Annotated in this window: 18 protein-coding genes, 1 pseudogene and 1 CRISPR repeat array; of the genes and pseudogenes, 7 read left to right on the forward strand and 12 right to left on the reverse strand. The window is 55.6% G+C overall.

Going from position 1 to position 18,178, the window contains the following annotated elements; translation table 11 throughout:
- The first annotated feature begins 290 nt into the window (after window positions 1-290).
- From cas9 to cas2, 3 genes are all read left to right on the forward strand, one after another.
- Entirely contained in the window at window positions 291-3,647 is a 3,357-nt protein-coding gene (gene cas9 / locus DYE40_RS10745; protein ID WP_115309099.1) for a type II CRISPR RNA-guided endonuclease Cas9, read from the forward strand.
- A gap of 127 nt (window positions 3,648-3,774) precedes the next feature.
- Window positions 3,775-4,686: a type II CRISPR-associated endonuclease Cas1 gene (cas1, locus tag DYE40_RS10750; RefSeq protein ID WP_115309100.1), complete on the forward strand. Its 912-nt coding sequence runs from the start codon at window positions 3,775-3,777 to the stop codon at window positions 4,684-4,686.
- Window positions 4,679-5,005, forward strand: coding sequence for a CRISPR-associated endonuclease Cas2 (gene cas2, locus DYE40_RS10755; RefSeq protein WP_115309101.1), 327 nt, complete (start codon window positions 4,679-4,681; stop codon window positions 5,003-5,005). The genes cas1 and cas2 overlap by 8 nt, the downstream gene beginning before the upstream one ends.
- Before the next feature lie 63 nt (window positions 5,006-5,068).
- A CRISPR array of direct repeats spans window positions 5,069-6,358; the repeat unit is 36 nt; unit sequence ATTGTAGCACTACGAGATGAGAGAGGAAGCTACAAC.
- A gap of 391 nt (window positions 6,359-6,749) precedes the next feature.
- Here the strand turns inward: cas2 and mnmA are convergent.
- Entirely contained in the window at window positions 6,750-7,832 is a 1,083-nt protein-coding gene (mnmA, locus tag DYE40_RS10765; protein WP_115309288.1) for a tRNA 2-thiouridine(34) synthase MnmA, read from the reverse strand.
- A gap of 132 nt (window positions 7,833-7,964) precedes the next feature.
- Window positions 7,965-8,297, reverse strand: a complete 333-nt coding sequence (locus tag DYE40_RS10770; protein ID WP_115309102.1) for a hypothetical protein — start codon at window positions 8,295-8,297, stop codon at window positions 7,965-7,967.
- 5 nt (window positions 8,298-8,302) lie between these two features.
- On the opposite strand from DYE40_RS10770, the gene DYE40_RS10775 reads away from it, so the two are divergent.
- The 4 genes from DYE40_RS10775 (at window position 8,303) to DYE40_RS10790 (ending at window position 11,288) form a co-directional block, all read left to right on the forward strand.
- A complete protein-coding gene (locus DYE40_RS10775) occupies window positions 8,303-8,584 on the forward strand; it encodes a hypothetical protein (protein ID WP_115309103.1) in 282 nt (93 codons plus the stop codon).
- 15 nt (window positions 8,585-8,599) lie between these two features.
- Window positions 8,600-9,442 (forward strand): class II glutamine amidotransferase, encoded by an 843-nt coding sequence (locus DYE40_RS10780; protein WP_115309104.1) that lies wholly within the window; start codon window positions 8,600-8,602, stop codon window positions 9,440-9,442.
- A gap of 10 nt (window positions 9,443-9,452) precedes the next feature.
- Window positions 9,453-9,950, forward strand: coding sequence for a transcriptional regulator NrdR (nrdR, locus tag DYE40_RS10785; RefSeq protein ID WP_115309105.1), 498 nt, complete (start codon window positions 9,453-9,455; stop codon window positions 9,948-9,950).
- Between the two features lie 144 nt (window positions 9,951-10,094).
- On the forward strand, window positions 10,095-11,288 hold the full coding sequence (locus DYE40_RS10790) for an amino acid aminotransferase (protein ID WP_115309106.1): 1,194 nt from the start codon (window positions 10,095-10,097) through the stop codon (window positions 11,286-11,288).
- Window positions 11,289-11,361: 73 nt separating this feature from the next.
- Here DYE40_RS10790 and leuD read toward each other — a convergent pair whose 3' ends face one another.
- From leuD to holB, 10 genes and pseudogenes are all read right to left on the reverse strand, one after another.
- On the reverse strand, window positions 11,362-12,003 hold the full coding sequence (gene leuD / locus DYE40_RS10795) for a 3-isopropylmalate dehydratase small subunit (RefSeq protein WP_115309107.1): 642 nt from the start codon (window positions 12,001-12,003) through the stop codon (window positions 11,362-11,364).
- 78 nt (window positions 12,004-12,081) lie between these two features.
- Window positions 12,082-12,303 (reverse strand): membrane lipoprotein lipid attachment site-containing protein, encoded by a 222-nt coding sequence (locus DYE40_RS10800; RefSeq protein ID WP_115309108.1) that lies wholly within the window; start codon window positions 12,301-12,303, stop codon window positions 12,082-12,084.
- 125 nt (window positions 12,304-12,428) lie between these two features.
- Window positions 12,429-12,794: pseudogene (locus DYE40_RS10805) on the reverse strand (VOC family protein).
- A gap of 176 nt (window positions 12,795-12,970) precedes the next feature.
- Window positions 12,971-13,738 carry an imidazole glycerol phosphate synthase subunit HisF gene (hisF, locus tag DYE40_RS10810; RefSeq protein WP_115309109.1) on the reverse strand — a complete coding sequence of 256 codons (768 nt, stop codon included), beginning with the start codon at window positions 13,736-13,738 and terminating at the stop codon, window positions 12,971-12,973.
- A 50-nt stretch (window positions 13,739-13,788) separates the two neighbouring features.
- Complete coding sequence (locus DYE40_RS10815; RefSeq protein WP_115309110.1) at window positions 13,789-14,112, reverse strand: diguanylate cyclase; 324 nt, start codon at window positions 14,110-14,112, stop codon at window positions 13,789-13,791.
- Window positions 14,113-14,158: 46 nt separating this feature from the next.
- Window positions 14,159-14,902: a 1-(5-phosphoribosyl)-5-[(5-phosphoribosylamino)methylideneamino]imidazole-4-carboxamide isomerase gene (gene hisA / locus DYE40_RS10820; protein WP_115309111.1), complete on the reverse strand. Its 744-nt coding sequence runs from the start codon at window positions 14,900-14,902 to the stop codon at window positions 14,159-14,161.
- Between the two features lie 267 nt (window positions 14,903-15,169).
- Complete coding sequence (gene hisH, locus DYE40_RS10825; protein ID WP_115309112.1) at window positions 15,170-15,814, reverse strand: imidazole glycerol phosphate synthase subunit HisH; 645 nt, start codon at window positions 15,812-15,814, stop codon at window positions 15,170-15,172.
- Between the two features lie 122 nt (window positions 15,815-15,936).
- Entirely contained in the window at window positions 15,937-16,716 is a 780-nt protein-coding gene (locus DYE40_RS10830; RefSeq protein ID WP_115309113.1) for a TatD family hydrolase, read from the reverse strand.
- Between the two features lie 83 nt (window positions 16,717-16,799).
- Window positions 16,800-17,189: a PilZ domain-containing protein gene (locus DYE40_RS10835; RefSeq protein ID WP_115309114.1), complete on the reverse strand. Its 390-nt coding sequence runs from the start codon at window positions 17,187-17,189 to the stop codon at window positions 16,800-16,802.
- 10 nt (window positions 17,190-17,199) lie between these two features.
- Window positions 17,200-18,177, reverse strand: coding sequence for a DNA polymerase III subunit delta' (gene holB / locus DYE40_RS10840; protein WP_115309115.1), 978 nt, complete (start codon window positions 18,175-18,177; stop codon window positions 17,200-17,202).
- Window position 18,178: the final 1 nt, after the last annotated feature.

Raw genomic sequence — 18,178 nt, forward strand, 5'->3', positions numbered from 1 at the left:
TCAGGCGGTTTGGAAAAGGTAAAACCGTCTTTTCAAAATACCCGTGGTTTCTGAAAAGACGATGCCCCTGTCTGACTTGCGTCGGGCAGGGGCTCATACATAATGTATTTTACGTCGCGGCACATCTTTTCAGATGGCCTTATTGTAGCAACGGCTCTCATCTCGTAGTGCAACAATGTTCCAAATTCTAGCCAAAGTTGTTCGTGCCTGCAAGTGTTTATTTTTTAGTACAACACCGTTAATATATGCAAAATTATTTATTTTTAATGGATAATGCAAGGTTTTTTGTGATGAATAAGACATACAGATACATTTTAGGTCTCGATTTGGGAATTGCCAGCGTCGGTTGGGCACTAGTGCTGGTGGACGAAGAAGAAAACCCCGTCGGGCTGCTGGATTGCGGGGTGCGGGTTTTCGAACGGGCGGAAGAGCCGAAAACGGGTGAATCTTTGTCGGCGGGGCGGCGTGTGGCGCGGAGCATACGCCGTTTAATCCGCCGTCGGGCGCACCGTCTGCTGCGTCTGCGCCGCACGCTGAAACAGTCGGGGATTTTGACGGCGGCGGATTTCGGTTCAGACGGCCTGCCTTTGGATTTGCCGATTGATGCGTGGCAGTTGCGCGTGCAAGGTTTGGACAGAAAGCTGGGCAACAAAGAATGGGCGGCGGTGCTGCTGCATTTGGTCAAGCATCGCGGTTATCTGTCGCAACGTAAAAGCGAGATGAAAACCGACGATAAAGAGCTGGGCCGGCTGCTGGCGGGTGTGGCGGAAAACAGCAAGCTGCTGGCGGAAGCGTCCGACGAATACCGCACGGCGGCGGAGTTGGCGCTGAAACGTTTTGCCCAAGCCAACGGCCATATGCGCAACAAGGGCGGCGATTATTCACACACGTTCAACCGCCAAGATTTGCAGGTGGAGCTGCATCTGCTGTTTGCGCGCCAACGCGAATTGGGCAACCCGTTTGCCACGGTGGATTTGGAACGACAGGCCGATAATTTGCTGATGACCCAGCGCAGCGCGTTGCAGGGCGAGGCAGTATTGAAGATGCTGGGCAAATGCACGTTTGAACCGTCTGAATACAAGGCGGCGAAAAACACTTATTCGGCTGAGCGTTTTGTGTGGCTGACCAAACTGAACAATCTGCGGATTCTGCACAACGGCGAAGAACGCGCTTTGGACGAGGGCGAGCGCAAAATGCTGTTGGACGAGCCGTATAAAAAAGCCAAACTGACTTACGCGCAAGTGCGAAAACTGTTGGGGCTGCCTGAAAGCGCGGTATTCAAAGGCTTGCGCTACGGTAAGGATTCAGACGGCCTCAAAGCCGAAAGCAGTACTACGCTGATGGAAATGAGGGCGTGGCACGCTGTCCGTAAAGCCTTGGAAAAAGCGGGTTTGAAAACGGAATGGCAAAGTTTGGCAGGAAAGCCGGAACTTTTGGATGCGGTTGGGACGGCATTTTCGTTATATAAAACAGACGAAGATATTCTGAATTATTTAACAGGAAAAGTAGCTTCTAAAACCGTATTGGCCATCCGTAATTTTTGGGGCGGAGGGGTTCTAGACGAATGTGATAGTGGTATTGAGTATTTGGCAGATGAGGATATGACTCAATATCTAGCTTCTGGCGTATTACCTGTCAATGTGTTACAGGCATTGTTGGAAGGGCTGAATTTTGATGAGTTTATCCATTTGTCGTTAAAGACTCTTTCCAAAATCCTGCCGCTGATGGAGCAGGGTATGCGTTACGATGAAGCCTGCCGGGTCGTATATGGCAACCATTACGGTTTGAAAAAGAAAGAAGAAAGCCGCCTGCTGCCGCACATTCAGGCCGATGATATCCGCAATCCCGTGGTGTTCCGCACGCTCACGCAGGCGCGCAAAGTGATTAACGCCATCATCCGCCGCTACGGTTCGCCACAGCGCGTACACATCGAAACCGCGCGAGAGTTGGGCAAATCGTTTAAAGACCGTAAGGAAATCGAAAAACGCCAAGAAGAAAACCGCAAAGACCGCGAACGCGCCGCCGCGCATTTCAAAGAACTGTTTCCGTATTTTGTCGGCGAACCGAAAGGCGGCGATATTCTGAAACTGCGCCTGTACGAACAGCAGCAGGGCAAATGCCTGTATTCGGGCGGCGAAATCGATTTGCGCCGCCTGAACGAAAAAGGCTATGTGGAAGTGGATCACGCGCTGCCGTTTTCGCGCACTTGGGACGACAGTTTCAACAACAAAGTTTTGGTGCTGGGCAGCGAAAACCAGAAAAAGCGCAACCAAACGCCGTACGAATATTTGGACGGTGCGAACAACAGCCCGCGCTGGCGTGAGTTTCAGGCGCGGGTGGCCGGCTGCCGTTTCCCGTATGCCAAAAAACAGCGCATTCAGACGGCCAAATTGGACGAGCAGGGCTTTATTGAGCGCAATTTGAACGATACGCGCTATATTGCCCGTTTTTTGTGCAATTTTATCGGCGACAACCTGCATCTGGAAGGCGCGGGCAAACGCCGCGTGTTTGCGTCCAACGGCCAAATCACTTCGCTGCTGCGCGGTTTGTGGGGCTTGCGCAAAGTGCGCGAAGAAAACGACCGCCACCATGCGCTTGATGCGGTGGTGGTGGCGTGTTCCACCGTGTCTATGCAGCAGAAAATTACCAAAGCCATGCAGCGGCGCGAAACGTTTGAAACCGTGGATACCGAAACGGGCGAAATCAAATCGCGCATTCCGCAACCGTGGGATTTTTTCCGCCGAGAAGTGATGATACGGGTGTTTTCAGACGACCCTGTGCGCGAGTTGGCGGAAAAACTGGACAGCCGCCCAGAAGCCGTTCACGAGCATGTTGTGCCGCTGTTTGTATCGCGGATGCCGATGCGGAAAATGTCGGGGCAGGGGCATTTGGAAACCGTGCGTTCGCCCAAACGCTTAGACGAGAAAATCAGCACGGTGAAGAAACCTTTGTCCATGCTGAAAAGCAAAGATGTCGAGAAAATCGTCGGCTATCCCGACCGCGAACCCGCGCTGTATGCGGCCTTGCTGGAACGTTTAGCTGCACACAAAGACGACCCCGCCAAAGCGTTTGCCGAACCGTTTTACAAGCCCGCAAAAGACGGCGGGCAAGGCAGTTTGGTCAGATCGGTGCGCGTGGAAGACGTGCAGAAAAGCGGCGTGATGATCCGCAAAGACCGCAGCGGACGGGCGCAGGGTATTGCCGATAACGCAACGATGGTGCGGGTGGACGTGTACGGCAAAGGCGGTAAGAACTATCTGGTGCCGGTGTATGCGTGGCAGGTGGCGGAAGGGATTTTGCCGAATCGGGCAGTGGCGTCAGGTAAGGATGAATCTGATTGGGATGTAATGGATGCAAGTTATGAGTTTAGATTTTCATTGTGTCCTAATGATTTAGTCGAAATCATCAGTAAAAAGGGGCGTATATTTGGCTATTTTTCAGGACTAGATAGAGCAACGAGCAACATTCATATCAAAGAACATGATATGGACAAAACCAAAGGCAAAGATGGTTTACATCGTAGCCTTGGTGTAAAAACCGTTCAGTCCTTCCAAAAATACCAAATCGACCCCTTGGGCAAGGAAATCCGCTTGTGCAAAGCCGAACCACGCCCGAGCCTGCGGGTCAAAAAATCCAAAAAGCAGTAAAGCACACGGCTGCGCCTTTAAGGGCGTAGCCGTTTTTTCTGTCCGAGCGATTTTCAGGCTGCCTGAAAACGGCATCAGCAAACCATAAAGGCCGTCTGAAAAAATAAAAACAATAAGGAGAAAACGTATGACTTGGCGCAGCATCGTTATCAGCAGACCCGCCCGCTTGTCGCTGCAACAGCGGCACTTGCTGATCCGGCAGGACGAGGAGATTCCCGTGCCGCTGGAAGATATTGCCGTGATTGTGGTCGAGTCGCGCGAGGTGGTGCTGACCGCGCCGCTGCTGTCTGCTTTGGCGGAACACGGCATCAGCCTGCTGACCTGCGACGAGCAGTTTCTGCCTTGCGGCCAATGGCTGCCGTTTGCGCAATACCACCGCTGCCTGAAAATCCTGAAATTGCAGATGGAGATGACGCAGCCGCAGAAAAAACAGTTTTGGCAGCAGATTGTGAAGCAAAAAATCCGCAATCAGGCTTGGGTGTCGGATTACAGCGGCCACGATCTCGCGGCAGGCCGTCTGAATGCTTTGGCAGACAGCGTCAAATCGGGCGACAAAGGCTATGCCGAAAGCCAAGCCGCCGCGCTGTATTTCAGGGTGTTGTTCGGCGACGAGTTCACCCGCAACGCCGAAAACGGTATCAATGCCTGCCTGAATTACGGTTACAGCATCGTCCGCTCCGCCGTGGCGCGGGCGCTGGTGCAATACGGCTTTCTGCCCGCTCTAGGGCTGCACCACCGCAGCGAGCTGAATGCCTTTAATCTGGCCGACGACTTTATCGAGCCGTATCGGCAAATTGTTGATTTGTGGACTTATGAACAGATGCTTTCAGGTAGCCTGCCCGACACGCTGACGCCTACCGCCAAGCAGCAACTGGTATCGTTGCTTTACCATCAAATCGGCCTGAACGGGCGCAGGTTTACCCTGCTTGCGGTAATCGACCGCACCATCCAGTCTTTTCAGACAGCCTTAACCGGCGACGGGGCGAAAACCTTAAAGCTGCCTGAAATGCTGCCTTTACAGGTGCAGGATTATGAGTGAGGCCAAATTTATGCGTTTGATCGTGTTTTTCGACCTGCCCGTAACCACAGCCGAGAAGCGCAAAGCCGCCAACCGCTTCCGCCAGTTTCTGCAAAAAGACGGCTATCAGATGCTGCAATTGTCGGTGTATTCACGCATCGTACGCGGCCGCGATGCGTTGCAAAAACACCACAACCGCTTGCAGGCCAACCTGCCCGAAGAGGGACAGGTGCGCTATTTGGAGGTTACCGAGAAGCAGTATGCGGGCATGACCATGCTAATCGGCACACCGAAAACGCGTGAAAAAAAGGTCAATGCCGACCAACTTTTGCTGTTTTGAAGCAGAATTTTCCCGCAAAATAAAACGCGAAACCCTTAATACATCAGGGTTTCGCGTTTGGATATTGTAGCACTACGAGATGAGAGAGGAAGCTACAACCAGGCGTGCGCTGCGGCTGTCAATAGCGCGATTGTAGCACTACGAGATGAGAGAGGAAGCTACAACTCACTGCACAGACGCGGAAAAACAGACAGCATTGTAGCACTACGAGATGAGAGAGGAAGCTACAACCTAAAAACGCAAATTTGCGGCCTTTGCGGCATTGTAGCACTACGAGATGAGAGAGGAAGCTACAACCAGGTTGCAGCGGTTGCGCCCGCCCTGTCTATTGTAGCACTACGAGATGAGAGAGGAAGCTACAACACGGAAAACGGGGCAATGAGATGGGCAAAAATTGTAGCACTACGAGATGAGAGAGGAAGCTACAACGCAACAGCCGTAAAGGCCGCAAATTTGCGTATTGTAGCACTACGAGATGAGAGAGGAAGCTACAACAATTCGGCTGCACCTACAAGGCGGTGTCGCATTGTAGCACTACGAGATGAGAGAGGAAGCTACAACGCCCTATGTGGAAGGATTGGCTACACACCGATTGTAGCACTACGAGATGAGAGAGGAAGCTACAACGCAGGCAGGATACGCCTATCCGCGTATCCTATTGTAGCACTACGAGATGAGAGAGGAAGCTACAACGTCGCTTGTGGTTATGAGACATAGGCGACTATTGTAGCACTACGAGATGAGAGAGGAAGCTACAACAAACCTTAAAGCCTTAAACCTGCAACACTTATTGTAGCACTACGAGATGAGAGAGGAAGCTACAACCTTGCATCAGGGCTATCTGAATGGAGACCCATTGTAGCACTACGAGATGAGAGAGGAAGCTACAACCAGCCCAAAGCCGACACAAACAAAGGCGGGATTGTAGCACTACGAGATGAGAGAGGAAGCTACAACCGACAGCCACACCGCCCGCATCCGCCAAAAATTGTAGCACTACGAGATGAGAGAGGAAGCTACAACGCCTGTAAAGCCGCCTATTTGCGCTTTATAATTGTAGCACTACGAGATGAGAGAGGAAGCTACAACCTGAAAAGGTCAAGCCAGCCAGTTAAGGGGATTGTAGCACTACGAGATGAGAGAGGAAGCTACAACTATGCGAAACAGCAAACGCTAGCGGTTTCGATTGTAGCACTACGAGATGAGAGAGGAAGCTACAACGAAACTATAACACTCGTGTGTTAATTCTTTATTGTAGCACTACGAGATGAGAGAGGAAGCTACAACGTGATGATGCGGCCGGCCAATTCGTCAAACATTGTAGCACTACGAGATGAGAGAGGAAGCTACAACTTACTATGCCGTCTTACAACCTGCTTTATAGTCTTTCTCAAAAATGAGAACATAACAGGATGAGAAAAGCATACCCTGGCGATATCAGCCGCGGACAGTTTAAACACATCCGTCCCATCTTGGAAAGTACCCGCAAAAAGACTGTACCATGTAGAAATTAACAGCATTATCTACACTTTTCGGATTTTGGATGCAGGAAAAATCAGTAGCTTTCACAGATTGTCAAGAACGCCAAAGGCACGGCAAAGCTGCATAGCTCTTGATAATCTGTGAAAGCACTACATTATCATACAACCAAAAAACGAAAGCAGGGCAGCCTGAAAAAGTGCAAACAACGCAACGATTTCTACATAACGGGTTTTGGCATTGATTTTCTGCGATTTGGCAATTTTTACGCGCCGGCAGCGGTAATCACGCCGCCGCCCAGACAGATTGCTCCGTCGTATAAAACCGCCGACTGGCCGGGGGTTACCGCCCATTGCGGAGCGTCGAAAACGAGTTCGGCGGTGTTGTTGTCCGAATAGCGCAGTTCGCAAGGTGCGTCGGCCGTGCGGTAGCGGGTTTTGCAGGTGTAGCGGCCGGGCTGCGGGCGTTCGGGCAGGGTGAAACTCAAATCGTCCATTGTGAGGCTGCGGGTGTGGAGCAGTGGGTGGTCGTGTCCCTGTACGACGATGAGTTCGTTGCGCGGCAGGTCTTTGCCGGCGACAAACCACGGTTCGCCCGCACCGCCTATGCCCAGTCCTTTGCGCTGGCCGATGGTATAGAAGGTCAATCCGAGGTGTTCGCCGACGGTTTTGCCTTCGGGCGTTACCATGCGGCCGTTATGGGCGGGCAGGTATTTTTGCAGAAATTCGCGGAACGGCCGCTCGCCGATGAAGCAGATGCCGGTGCTGTCTTTTTTGGCGGCGGTGGGCAGGTGCAGGGCGGCGGCCAGGCGGCGGACTTCGGTTTTTTCAAGGCCGCCCAGCGGGAAAACGGCGCGTTCGAGCTGGTGTTGCCGCAGGCGGTAGAGGAAATAGCTTTGGTCTTTGCTGCCGTCTGTGCCTTTCAGCAGGTAATGCAGGCCGCCGCGTATTTCTTTGCGGGCGTAGTGGCCGGTGGCAATCAGGTCTGCGCCTTGTCCGATGGCGTGATCGAGGAAGCATTTGAATTTGATTTCGGCGTTGCACAATACGTCGGGATTGGGAGTGCGGCCTGCGGCGTATTCCTGCAAAAAGTAGGCGAACACTTTGTCTTTGTATTGGGCGGCGAAGTTGACGATGTCGATGTCGATACCGAGGATGTCGGCCACGGCGATGGCATCGAAGGAGTCTTGTTTGATGCTGCAGTATTCGTCGTTGTCGTCGTCTTCCCAGTTTTGCATGAATATGCCGCGCACTTGGTGTCCCTGTTGTTTGAGGAGGGCGGCGGTTACGGAGGAGTCTACGCCGCCGGAGAGGCCGACGACGATGTTGTGTGTTCGGGTGGTGGTCATGGAGGGTTTTGCCGTGCGGCGGTGGGGGATGGCGGGAAAACGGCGGATTGTACGTTTTTCAGACGGCCTTTGCATAGCGTGAGGCCGTCTGAAAACGTGGTGGTTTTCAGACGGCCTTTCGCGCTTATCTGCCTAATGAAGCTGCAGCTTCTGATCGCGGTTTACCCCCAAAACACCGCGCACCTTGGAAAAATAAGCCTCCGCCGCAGCCATATCCTTGCCCTGCGGCACGGCAAGGGCAAAGCCGTTCATTGTTTTGTATTCGTACACCACTTTCGCGCCATACGCCTGCGCGGCCTGCAACAGCGGCGCACTGCCGGTTTGCGCGTCATAAAAAACAATCAGATTGCGCGACGCGGCCGGATGCTCTGCTGCATGGGTGGGAACAGGCTGCGGGTTGCCCGCGCAGGCAGCGGCAGCCAGGCAGAACGACAATGCGGCGGCAGGGAAAACGGCGGTATTCATAAAGTATGCTTCCTGAAAAAAGCGGCATTCTAACCCATTGCAGCCAAGCCATGCCGCCGCAGGCCTGCGTTTTTTCAGACGGCCTCCTGCGCAGGCAGGACATATTCATGCAGAACACCCGCACCCCGTCCGCCGCAACGCAGCCCCGCCTTTCACAGCCCTTTCCCCTGTTTCTCGGCGGAGGCCGTCTGAAACATCCTTTTCAGACGGCCTCCGCCGCCTGTGGCAAACCTTCCGCCTGTGATAGAATCCGCACGTTTGTAAACAATGTTTGTCAGGCCGTCTGAAAAAAGGATAAAGCCATGTGCCAGCTTCTCGGCATGAACTGCAACACCCCCACCGACATCGTTTTCTCGTTTGAAGGCTTCCGCAAACGCGGCGGCCTCACCGACCACCACGTAGACGGCTTCGGCATCGGCTTTTTCGAACAAAAAGGCATCCGCCTGTTCCACGACGACAAGCCCAGCGCAAATTCCCCCGTTGCCGACCTGGTCAGAGCCTACCAAATCAAATCGGAAAACGTCATCGCCCACATCCGTAAAGCCACCAGCGGCCGCACTTCCCTTGCCAACACCCATCCTTTCGTGCGCGAAATGTGGGGCAGCTACTGGATGTTCGCCCACAACGGCCACCTGCAAAACTTCACCCCCGCACGCGGACGCTACTACCGCCCCGTCGGCAACACCGATTCCGAACGCGCCTTCTGCCACATACTTGAAGAGCTGAGAAACCGATCCGACGAACGCCCCTGCGACGACACCCTGTTCCGCACCCTGTCCCGCCTCGTGCGCGAAATCCGCAGCCACGGCCTTTTCAACTTCATCCTGTCGGACGGACAGGTCATGTTCGCCCATGCCAGCACCCTGTTGCACTACATCGTCCGCCAGGCACCTTTCGGCGAAGCCCGCCTGCTCGACGACGACATCGCCGTCGATTTCTCCGCCGTTACCACGCCAAACGACCGCGTGGCCGTCATCGCCACCCTCCCCCTCACCGAAAACGAAACCTGGCAGCAGTTTGCCTGCGACGAACTCGTCATGTTCCGCGACGGCGCAATCGTCCGGCGCGAATGCCCCGATCCGCCCCGCTACCTCTCCACAGAAGAAGGGCTTGCCCTTGCCCGCGCCGTCGGCGCATCCGCATGAGAACCACGCCATGAAATGCCCTTTCTGCCAGCACACCGAAACGCAGGTTACCGACTCCCGCCTCACCGAAGACGGCAACTGCGTCCGCCGCCGCCGCCGCTGCCACGCCTGCGACAAACGCTTCATCACCGTCGAAACCCTGGACGTACGCCTGCCCGACATCGTCAAAAGCAACGGCAGCCGCGTTCCCTACAACGCCCACAAGCTGCGCACCAGCCTCGAACGCGCCCTGCACAAACGCCCCTTCGACAGCGAAGACGTAGACGACTTGGTTGCCGTTATCGAAGGCCGCCTCTACCGCCTCGGCCTCAAAGAAGTGTCCTCGCAGCTAGTCGGCGAAATGGCCATGGAAGCCCTGCTCGCCACCGACCAGGTCGCCTATGTCCGCTTCGCCTCCGTCTATAAAAGTTTTAACGACGTATCCGAATTTACCCAGGCCATCGCCACCCTGTCCGCAGCGCACACCGCACATACGGCGGCACCTGCCGGAGCGGAACAGCCTACCTGACACCCGCCCCTTTTCAGACGGCCTGTCCGCTGCCGCAAGCCGGACAGGCCGTCTGAAAAAAGACACTTGCCTTCCAAACCGCCCGGCAGTATAAACACCGGCGGCAGCATTCCCCCTCCAACCCCGTTTCCAGAAAGGAAAAATATGTTCTTCGACAAAATCCAAACCGCCCCCGCCGATCCCATCCTCGGCTTGGGCGAAGCCTTCAAAGCCGAAACCCGCCCCGAAAAAGTCAATCTCGGCATCGGCGTATACAAAGACGCAGAGGGCAACACCCCCGTACTCAAAGCCGTCAAAGCCGCCGAAACCCGCCTGTTGGCCGAAGAAAAAACCAAAAACTACCTCGGCATCGACGGCGTAGCCGCCTACAACGCAGAAACGCAGAAACTCCTCTTTGGTGCAGACAGCGAAATCATTGCCTCCCGCCGTGCCAAAACCGCCCAAACCCTCGGCGGCACCGGTGCGCTGCGCATCGCCGCCGAATTTGTCAAACGCCAAACCGAAGCCGCCTCCGTCTGGATTTCCACCCCCACCTGGCCGAACCATAACGCCATCTTCGAAACCGTCGGCGTAAACATCCGCAACTACCGCTATTACGACAAAGCCGCCCACGCCCTCGACTGGGACGGTCTGACCGCCGACCTCGCCCAAGCGGAAAAAGGCGACGTGGTACTGTTTCACGGCTGCTGCCACAACCCCACCGGCATCGACCCCACGCCCGAACAATGGGACGCGCTGGCAAAAATGTCCGCCGAAAAAGGCTGGCTGCCCCTCTTCGACTTCGCCTACCAGGGGCTTGCCAACGGCATCGAAGAAGACGCATACGGCCTGCGCGCATTTGCCAAACACAATAAAGAGCTGCTTGTCGCCAGCTCCTACTCCAAAAATTTCGGTATGTACAACGAGCGCGTCGGCGCATTTACCGTAGTGGCCGAAAACGAAGAAACCGCCAACCGCGCGTTCAGCCAGGTCAAAGCCATCATCCGCACCATCTATTCCAACCCCGCCTCCCACGGCGGCCACACCGTAGCCATGGTGCTGCAAGACCCCGCACTCAAAGCGCAATGGATAGGCGAACTTGACGAAATGCGGGCGCGCATCAAAGAAATGCGGCAGAAATTCGTCGATACCCTCAAAGAAAAAGGTGCGAAACAAGACTTCGGCTTCATCATCAGACAAAACGGCATGTTCTCCTTCTCCGGCCTCACGCCCGAACAGGTAGACCGTCTGAAAGACGAGTTTGCCGTTTACGCCGTCCGCTCCGGCCGCATCAACGTTGCCGGCATGACCAACGCCAACATCGGCTATCTGTGCGAAAGCATTGTCAAAGTACTGTAACGCGTCCGCGCAATAAAAGAGGCCGTCTGAAAATATTTTCAGACGGCCTCTTTGGTATTTTTCCTCATCCCGCTCATCCGTGAAACAGCCACGGCTGGCTGTTTTTCCGCTCCGCTTCAAAGCCGCGTATCTCATCGGCATGCTGCAAAGTCAGGCCGATTTCGTCCAAGCCGTTCAGCAGGCAGTGCTTGCGGTGTTCGGTAATTTCAAACGCGAACGACTGTCCCGAAGGCGTGGTAACGATCTGCCGCTCCAAATCGACGGACAGCGTGTAACCTTCGTTTGCTTCCACTTCCCGAAACAGCCCGTCCACCGTATCTTCGTCCAACACAATCGGCAGCAGGCCGTTTTTATAGCAGTTGTTGAAAAAAATATCGGCGAAACTGGGCGCAATCACCGCGCGGAAGCCGTAATCGTCCAATGCCCACGGCGCATGTTCGCGTGAAGAACCGCAGCCGAAATTCTTGCGCGTCAGCAGGATTTGCGCCCCACGGTAACGCGGTTTGTTCAGCGGAAAATCCGGATTCAGCGGCCGTTTGCTGTTGTCCATGCCCGGCTCGCCGTGATCGAGATAACGCCACTCGTCAAAGGCATTCGGGCCGAAACCGGAGCGTTTGATCGATTTGAGAAACTGCTTGGGAATAATCGCGTCGGTATCGACATTGGCACGATCCAGCGGAGCGACAACGGCGGTCAGTTTGGTAAATGCTTTCATGGTGTTCCTGTATGTGCGTTGTTTGTCGGACAATAAAGCAGGCAGCCCGGAACATTCCAAGCTGTCTGCCAAAGCCGCTTATTCGGTCGCGTCTTCGATTTTCTCGCCGACGTGCGAAATACCGCGGCCGACGGCATTGCCGCCTTTTTTCACCGCATCTTTGGTTTTATCCCAACCGTGTTCGATACTGTGGCCGGTTTTTTCCGCATTTTCGGAAGCATCTTCCTTCATGCCGTGCCAAGTGCTGGAACAGGCTGCCAAAGCAAATGTGGCTAGTGTCAGGGCAAGTACTTTTTTCATACTGGTTTCCTTAGAAAATATTACTGAAACAGAGACACGGCTCAATCCGTGTCCCAGCGATTATATAGCCAAACGCCTGCCGCGCAAGCCGGGCGGCACACAGGCCGGACGTGTTTACACAAAAATCACTGCGGCGAATGCAGGCCGATACGGTTGCCCTCGCTGTCTTCCACAAACGCGGCAAAACCGTTGGCGATAGCAAATTTCCCGCGCAGCAGCCTGCCGCCGCATTCCACCGCCTTTTGCGCCGCCGATTCGCAGTCTGCACAACTGAAAAACAGCGTGCAGCCGCCGCAGGCAGAGGAATCCGCACCTTCATCGTGCCAAATCATGCCGCTCACGCCGTAACGCTGCCAGTCCGCACCGAAAAGATAAAAACGGCCGCCCGCCACTTCCTACAAAGGCAGGCCGAACACATTTTCATAAAACGCCTTCGCCCGCGCCATTTCCTGCGCATGGATGCCGAACCAGCCGACGGGATTGTCCGCCATGGTTTTTCCTTTCTTAAACGGATTTAACGGTTTGCCAAACGGGAAAGATTCCACACCTTTTCAGACGGCCTTTTGCCGTGCCGAAACATTCTGCCGACGGAGACAAACAATATGCAGATGGGAAAACGGATGAAATGCGGCGGCGTTACCGGAGACAGGCCGGCGGAAAAACCGCGTTACAGACGTACTTCTATGCCCGCCCTGCGCATGGCTTCTTTGGCTTCACGGACGGAGATTTCGCCAAAATGAAAGATGCTGGCCGCCAATACGGCATCGGCTCTGCCTTCTTTGATGCCGTCAATCAGATGCTGCACGCTGCCTACGCCGCCCGAAGCGATAACGGGTATGCCGACCGCTTCGCTGACGGCGCGGGTAAGCGGCAGGTTGAAGCCTTGTCTGGTGCCGTCCCTGTCCATGCTGGTCAGCAGGATTTCGCCTGCGCCGCGCCGCTGCATTTCCACCGCCCACTCTACCGCGTCCAAACCGGTAGCATTGCGCCCGCCGTGGGTGAAAATTTCCCAGCGGGTGTTTTCGGGATTGACGGCTTTGGCATCAACGGCGGTAACAATGGCCTGCGAGCCGAAAAAGGCGGCTGCCTCGCCGACCAGATCGGGATTGCTTACGGCGGCGGTGTTGATGCTTACTTTATCCGCACCGGCATTGAGCAGGCGGCGGATGTCGGCAATGCTGCGCACCCCGCCGCCGACGGTAAGGGGGATGAAGACGTGTTCGGCCACTTCTTCGATAACGTGCAGAATGGTGTCGCGGTTGTCGGAAGAGGCGGTAATATCGAGAAAGGTAATTTCGTCCGCGCCTTCGTCGTTGTAGCGTTTGGCGACTGCAACGGGATCGCCCGCGTCGCGCAGGCCGAGAAAATTCACGCCTTTGACGACGCGGCCGTCTTTCACGTCCAAACAGGGAATGATGCGTTTTGCCAGTGCCATGTTGTTTTCCGTAAAACGGCAGCCCCGAAAACGAAGGCTGCGGCGCGGGTTCAGCCGATAAACGGGGAGAGAACGGCTTTGGTGTTTTCGGGCAGCCCGAGCCAGTAGAAGCCCATCGAGCCAAGGGCGGCTATGGCGAGCGTAACGGCAAAGCTGCTGGACAGGCGGTTTACGGCGGTCAGCACCAGCGCGGTATAGAGCCACTGCACGCCGATACCCGCCATCCATACGCCGTCCATCTGCGGCAGGCTCATGGTCATGAAGCCGCGTATGATGACGACGATCACCATAAATCCCAGGCTTTCGGACAGGGCGTAGATGTCGCGGTTGGCCGACCAGATGATCCAGAATCCCAAAACAAATGCTTCTAACATTTTTATTCCTTATGTTTGTTGTGTCTTACCCGTAAAAATCCCTGCTTTACCGCCGTGTCAGACTGTCCGCCAGCTTCTGTGCTTCGGCAAAATCGATACTGCCCTCATAGATGGCGCGGCCTGTAATCGCGCCGGTAACGCCGTACGGCTCGGCGGCGCACAGGGCGCGTACGTCGTCAAGATCGGTCAGGCCGCCCGAGGCGGTAACCGGCAGGCCGGTTTCCTGTGCCAGCCTGATGGTGGCTTCGGTGTTGATGCCTTTCATCATGCCGTCGCGGCCGATGTCGGTGTAGATGATGCCGTTTACCCCGTCGCCGGCAAAACGCCGCCCCAAATCGGCGGCGCGGTGCTGCGTCAGCTTCGCCCAGCCGTCCACAGCCACCATGCCGTCCTTTGCGTCAAGGCCGACAATGATGTGTCCGGCAAATTCTTTGCAGGCTTCGCGTACGAAAGCGGGATTTTCGGCGGCGGCCGTGCCGATGATGACATCGTTCAGCCCCAAGCCGAGGTATTTTTCGATAGTGGCAAGATTGCGGATGCCGCCGCCGAGCTGGACGGGAATGTGTTGCGCAACGGCTTCGAGTATCGCTTGGATGGCAGGAAAATTTTTCGGTTCGCCCGCAAAAGCACCGTTCAAATCCACCAAATGCAGGCGGCGTGCGCCCTGTTGCAGCCAGTGGTGTGCGGTTTCGGCCGGGTTGTCGGAAAAAACAGTGGCATCGTCCATAACGCCTTGGCGCAGACGGACGCATTTTCCGTCTTTCAGGTCGATGGCGGGAATCAGCAGCATGGGTTTGTCCTTTGCAATCGGGCGGCGCAGGCCGTCTGAAATGACGGCCGGACGGCTTTCGGATTTTGCCTCACTTCGCTTTCAGACGGCCTCTCCTTTATATATTTATAACGGAGAGGCCGCCGATATTGCTTTTGAATACATTTAAAGCAACATGTAAACGACATGTAAAATCTATTTTACACAAATTAGGGCTTATTCACAATTAATTTGCAATATTTTTGCCCATACGTCATGCAGCGGCGTATTGCGCGTGCGAAGCAGGCTCTAAATGCGCCAAGACAAGAAATTGCGCAGCAGAATCAGGCCGGCATCGTGGCTTTTTTCGGCGTGAAACTGGGTGGCAAACACGTTTTCGCGGCCGACAATGCAGGCGAAAGGCGCGGGGTAGTCGCTTTCGGCCAATATGGTGCTTTCGTCTTGCGGAGCGAAATAATAGCTGTGGACGAAGTAGAAATGGGTGTTTTGCGGAATGTCGCGGAACAACGGATGCGGACGGATTTGGTGCACGGTGTTCCAGCCCATGTGCGGCACTTTCAGACGGCCTCCCGCGCTGTCGGTGAGGCCGTCTGAAAAGCGTTTTACTCTGCCGGCAAACAGGCCGATTCCGTGCGTGCCGCCTTCTTCGCTGTAATCGAACAGAAGCTGCGCGCCGACGCAGATGCCGAAGAAGGGTTTGTTTTTCAAACCGTCGGCCACAGCCTCGCCCAGTCCGCTGTTGTTCAACGCGGCCATGCAGTCGGGCATTGCGCCTTGTCCGGGAAAAACGATTCTGTCGGCCGCGGCGACTTCTTCGGCTTTGTCGGTCAGGACAATCTGCGTCCGGCTGCCGGCAAGGCGGGCGGCCTCGCGCACGGATCCGAGCACGGAATGCAGGTTGCCCATGCCGTAATCGACGATGGCGGTTTTCATGTTTGATCCTTTATTAAAGGTATTAAAGGCGGATTGGAATGAGAAGGCCGTCTGAAAAACGGAATGCGGCTTTCAGACGGCCTGTTGCCGGGCGGTGTTTCAATTGCGTCGGAGCCGCATTTTCAGACGACCGCCGTGCGCGGGATTTTGGCAAACAGACGGAAGAAGTTGTCTGTGGTAACGGCGGCGATGTTTTCTATACTGTCGCCGCGCAGTTCGGCAAGAAATGCGGCGGTGTGGCGTACAAAGGCCGGTTCGTTTGTTTTGCCGCGTTTGGGTACGGGCGCGAGAAAGGGTGCGTCGGTTTCCACCAGTATTCTGTCGGACGGAACATAGCGGGCGGCTTCCTGTATCTGCACGGCGTTTTTGAAGGTTACGATGCCGGAAAAGGAAATGTAGAAACCCAGATCGAGAGCGAGTTTGGCAACGCGGATGTCTTCGGTAAAGCAATGGATGACACCGGCGTGTGCTTTGTGTTCGCGCAGAAAACGCATGGTGTCGTCGGCGGCTTCGCGGGTATGGATGATGAGCGGCAGGCCGCTACGGTTGGCAGCTTCGATATGGGTGGCGAAACGGCGGTGCTGCCAGGCCAAATCGCCTTTGCACCAGTGGTAGTCGAGGCCGGTTTCGCCGATGGCGGCCACTTTGGGCAGTGCGGCACGCTCGGTAAGCTCTTCCAAAGCAAATTCTTCATCATCCGGGTCGGCAGGGTGGACACCGACGCTGGCATAGATGTGGCGGTGTTCCCGGGCGATGGCGTGTACTTCGTCGAAACTCTGGCGGCTGACGCTGACGGCCAACGCAAGGGCAACTTGGTTTTCGGCCATGTTGGCCAGCACTTCGGGCAGGCGGCCGGCCAGACTCTCATAATTGAGGTGGCAGTGGGAATCGATGAGCTGCATAGTTGTCGGCGTTGGCATAAAGGCCGTCTGAAAAGGAAGTCCGTATCCGTTTGCGGGATGCAGGCTGCGGGACGGCCCGCTGCCTACATGGTAAAAGTGGGGCGGTCGCTTTTCAGCGATGTACCCAGTTGTTTTTCAATCAGGTTTTTGGCGGCAATGCAGATTTCGTCTTTGCCGAAAGCCACGCCGATGCCGCGCGGGCGCACGGGGGTGGAGCGGGCGGTGTTGAGCCAGCCGACGTTGGTGCGCAGGAATTTTTTCTCTTGGCTGTTGCCCAAGGAAAGGGCGAGCAAAACTTCGTCGCCGAGCGAGAATTTGTCTTCGGTGGTAACAAACAGGCCGCCATGCTCGAAGAAAGGGATGTAGCAATTGTAGAGCGATTGCAGATCGGGAATGTGCAGGTTGAGCATTTTCCCCGGAATGGGAACATTGGTCGGTTTGCTGAAATCAAAGTCTGTATTGGATTGTGCCATTTCGGTTTTCCTATTTGTTCTGCCAGAAGCGCAGATATTCGGTGAGTAGGGATTCGGCCTGCATTCTAACACTCAAGGTATGGTGTCCGTAAGGGACAAGGGCGTTGAGGCGGCTGCCGAATGCAAACAGGGCGGCAGGGTCGGTGCGCACGGCAACCGCCGCCGATTGCGCCGCAAAGACGGGATAATAGCGCGGCGGCATATTGCGTTGTGCCAATCCCACATCCAGCAGCCATTTCTGCATCCAGTCGAGAAACACGGCCAGCGGCAGCTTGTGCTTGTCGAATGCGGCGGAGTAGTCGAGGGCGGCAATGAGGCGCGGTGCGGCGAGAAATTGCAGCAGTTCGCCGCGCAACGCGGTCTGCTCCGCTTCTTCGTCGAAAAGCGGTGCGCCGCTATGGAAAGCGAGCAGTTCTTCGGCGTGCTGCGGGTGGTGCTGTCGGACGTATTCCAAGGCGGCGGCGCGGCCGGGGGCAGGCAGCACGGTTTGGCGGCAGCGGCTTCTGATGGTGGGCAGCAGGCGGTCGCGCTCGTGCGACACCAGCAGGAAAACGACATTCTCAGGCGGCTCTTCGAGAATTTTCAGGAGGCCGTTGGCCGCCTGTGCGTTCATGGCTTCGGCAGGACGGATCAATACCACGCGCCGCCCGCCGCGCACGGAAGTAAGGCGGATGTGTTCGATCAGGCCGCGCACCGCATCAATTTTGATTTGCGGCAGTTTGCGGGCGGCGGTTTCGCCTTCGGCGGTTTCGGGCGCGAGTTCGTAAAAATCGGGGTGGCTGTTTTGCGCAAAGAGGTGGCACGAGGGACAGGTGCCGCAGAATCCGCCGTCTGCGCCCGGGTTTTCGCACAGCAGCAGTTGCGCCAGATGGCGGGCAAAGGCGGTTTTACCGGTATCGCGTTGGCCGCAAAACAGCATCGCGTGCGGCAGACGCTGCGGCTGCGCGGCAATCTGCCGCCATTCGGATTCGTGCCAGGGATAAATCATG

It is taken from the genome of Kingella potus (genome assembly GCF_900451175.1).
In the GTDB taxonomy this organism is placed as follows: Bacteria; Pseudomonadota; Gammaproteobacteria; order Burkholderiales; family Neisseriaceae; genus Neisseria; species Neisseria potus.

What these genes read in the sequence shown, in the direction of transcription:
- DYE40_RS10790 (WP_115309106.1), top strand. Translation starts at nt 10,095, where the DNA reads ATGTTCTTCGACAAAATCCAAACCGCCCCCGCCGATCCCATCCTCGGC.
- DYE40_RS10800 (WP_115309108.1), bottom strand. Translation starts at nt 12,303, where the DNA reads ATGAAAAAAGTACTTGCCCTGACACTAGCCACATTTGCTTTGGCAGCC.
- holB (WP_115309115.1), bottom strand. Translation starts at nt 18,177, where the DNA reads ATGATTTATCCCTGGCACGAATCCGAATGGCGGCAGATTGCCGCGCAG.
- cas2 (WP_115309101.1), top strand. Translation starts at nt 4,679, where the DNA reads ATGAGTGAGGCCAAATTTATGCGTTTGATCGTGTTTTTCGACCTGCCC.
- cas9 (WP_115309099.1), top strand. Translation starts at nt 291, where the DNA reads ATGAATAAGACATACAGATACATTTTAGGTCTCGATTTGGGAATTGCC.
- hisA (WP_115309111.1), bottom strand. Translation starts at nt 14,902, where the DNA reads ATGCTGCTGATTCCCGCCATCGACCTGAAAGACGGAAAATGCGTCCGT.
- DYE40_RS10830 (WP_115309113.1), bottom strand. Translation starts at nt 16,716, where the DNA reads ATGCAGCTCATCGATTCCCACTGCCACCTCAATTATGAGAGTCTGGCC.
- DYE40_RS10815 (WP_115309110.1), bottom strand. Translation starts at nt 14,112, where the DNA reads ATGTTAGAAGCATTTGTTTTGGGATTCTGGATCATCTGGTCGGCCAAC.
- nrdR (WP_115309105.1), top strand. Translation starts at nt 9,453, where the DNA reads ATGAAATGCCCTTTCTGCCAGCACACCGAAACGCAGGTTACCGACTCC.
- cas1 (WP_115309100.1), top strand. Translation starts at nt 3,775, where the DNA reads ATGACTTGGCGCAGCATCGTTATCAGCAGACCCGCCCGCTTGTCGCTG.
- DYE40_RS10780 (WP_115309104.1), top strand. Translation starts at nt 8,600, where the DNA reads ATGTGCCAGCTTCTCGGCATGAACTGCAACACCCCCACCGACATCGTT.
- DYE40_RS10770 (WP_115309102.1), bottom strand. Translation starts at nt 8,297, where the DNA reads ATGAATACCGCCGTTTTCCCTGCCGCCGCATTGTCGTTCTGCCTGGCT.
- mnmA (WP_115309288.1), bottom strand. Translation starts at nt 7,832, where the DNA reads ATGACCACCACCCGAACACACAACATCGTCGTCGGCCTCTCCGGCGGC.
- hisH (WP_115309112.1), bottom strand. Translation starts at nt 15,814, where the DNA reads ATGAAAACCGCCATCGTCGATTACGGCATGGGCAACCTGCATTCCGTG.
- DYE40_RS10835 (WP_115309114.1), bottom strand. Translation starts at nt 17,189, where the DNA reads ATGGCACAATCCAATACAGACTTTGATTTCAGCAAACCGACCAATGTT.
- DYE40_RS10775 (WP_115309103.1), top strand. Translation starts at nt 8,303, where the DNA reads ATGCTTCCTGAAAAAAGCGGCATTCTAACCCATTGCAGCCAAGCCATG.
- leuD (WP_115309107.1), bottom strand. Translation starts at nt 12,003, where the DNA reads ATGAAAGCATTTACCAAACTGACCGCCGTTGTCGCTCCGCTGGATCGT.
- hisF (WP_115309109.1), bottom strand. Translation starts at nt 13,738, where the DNA reads ATGGCACTGGCAAAACGCATCATTCCCTGTTTGGACGTGAAAGACGGC.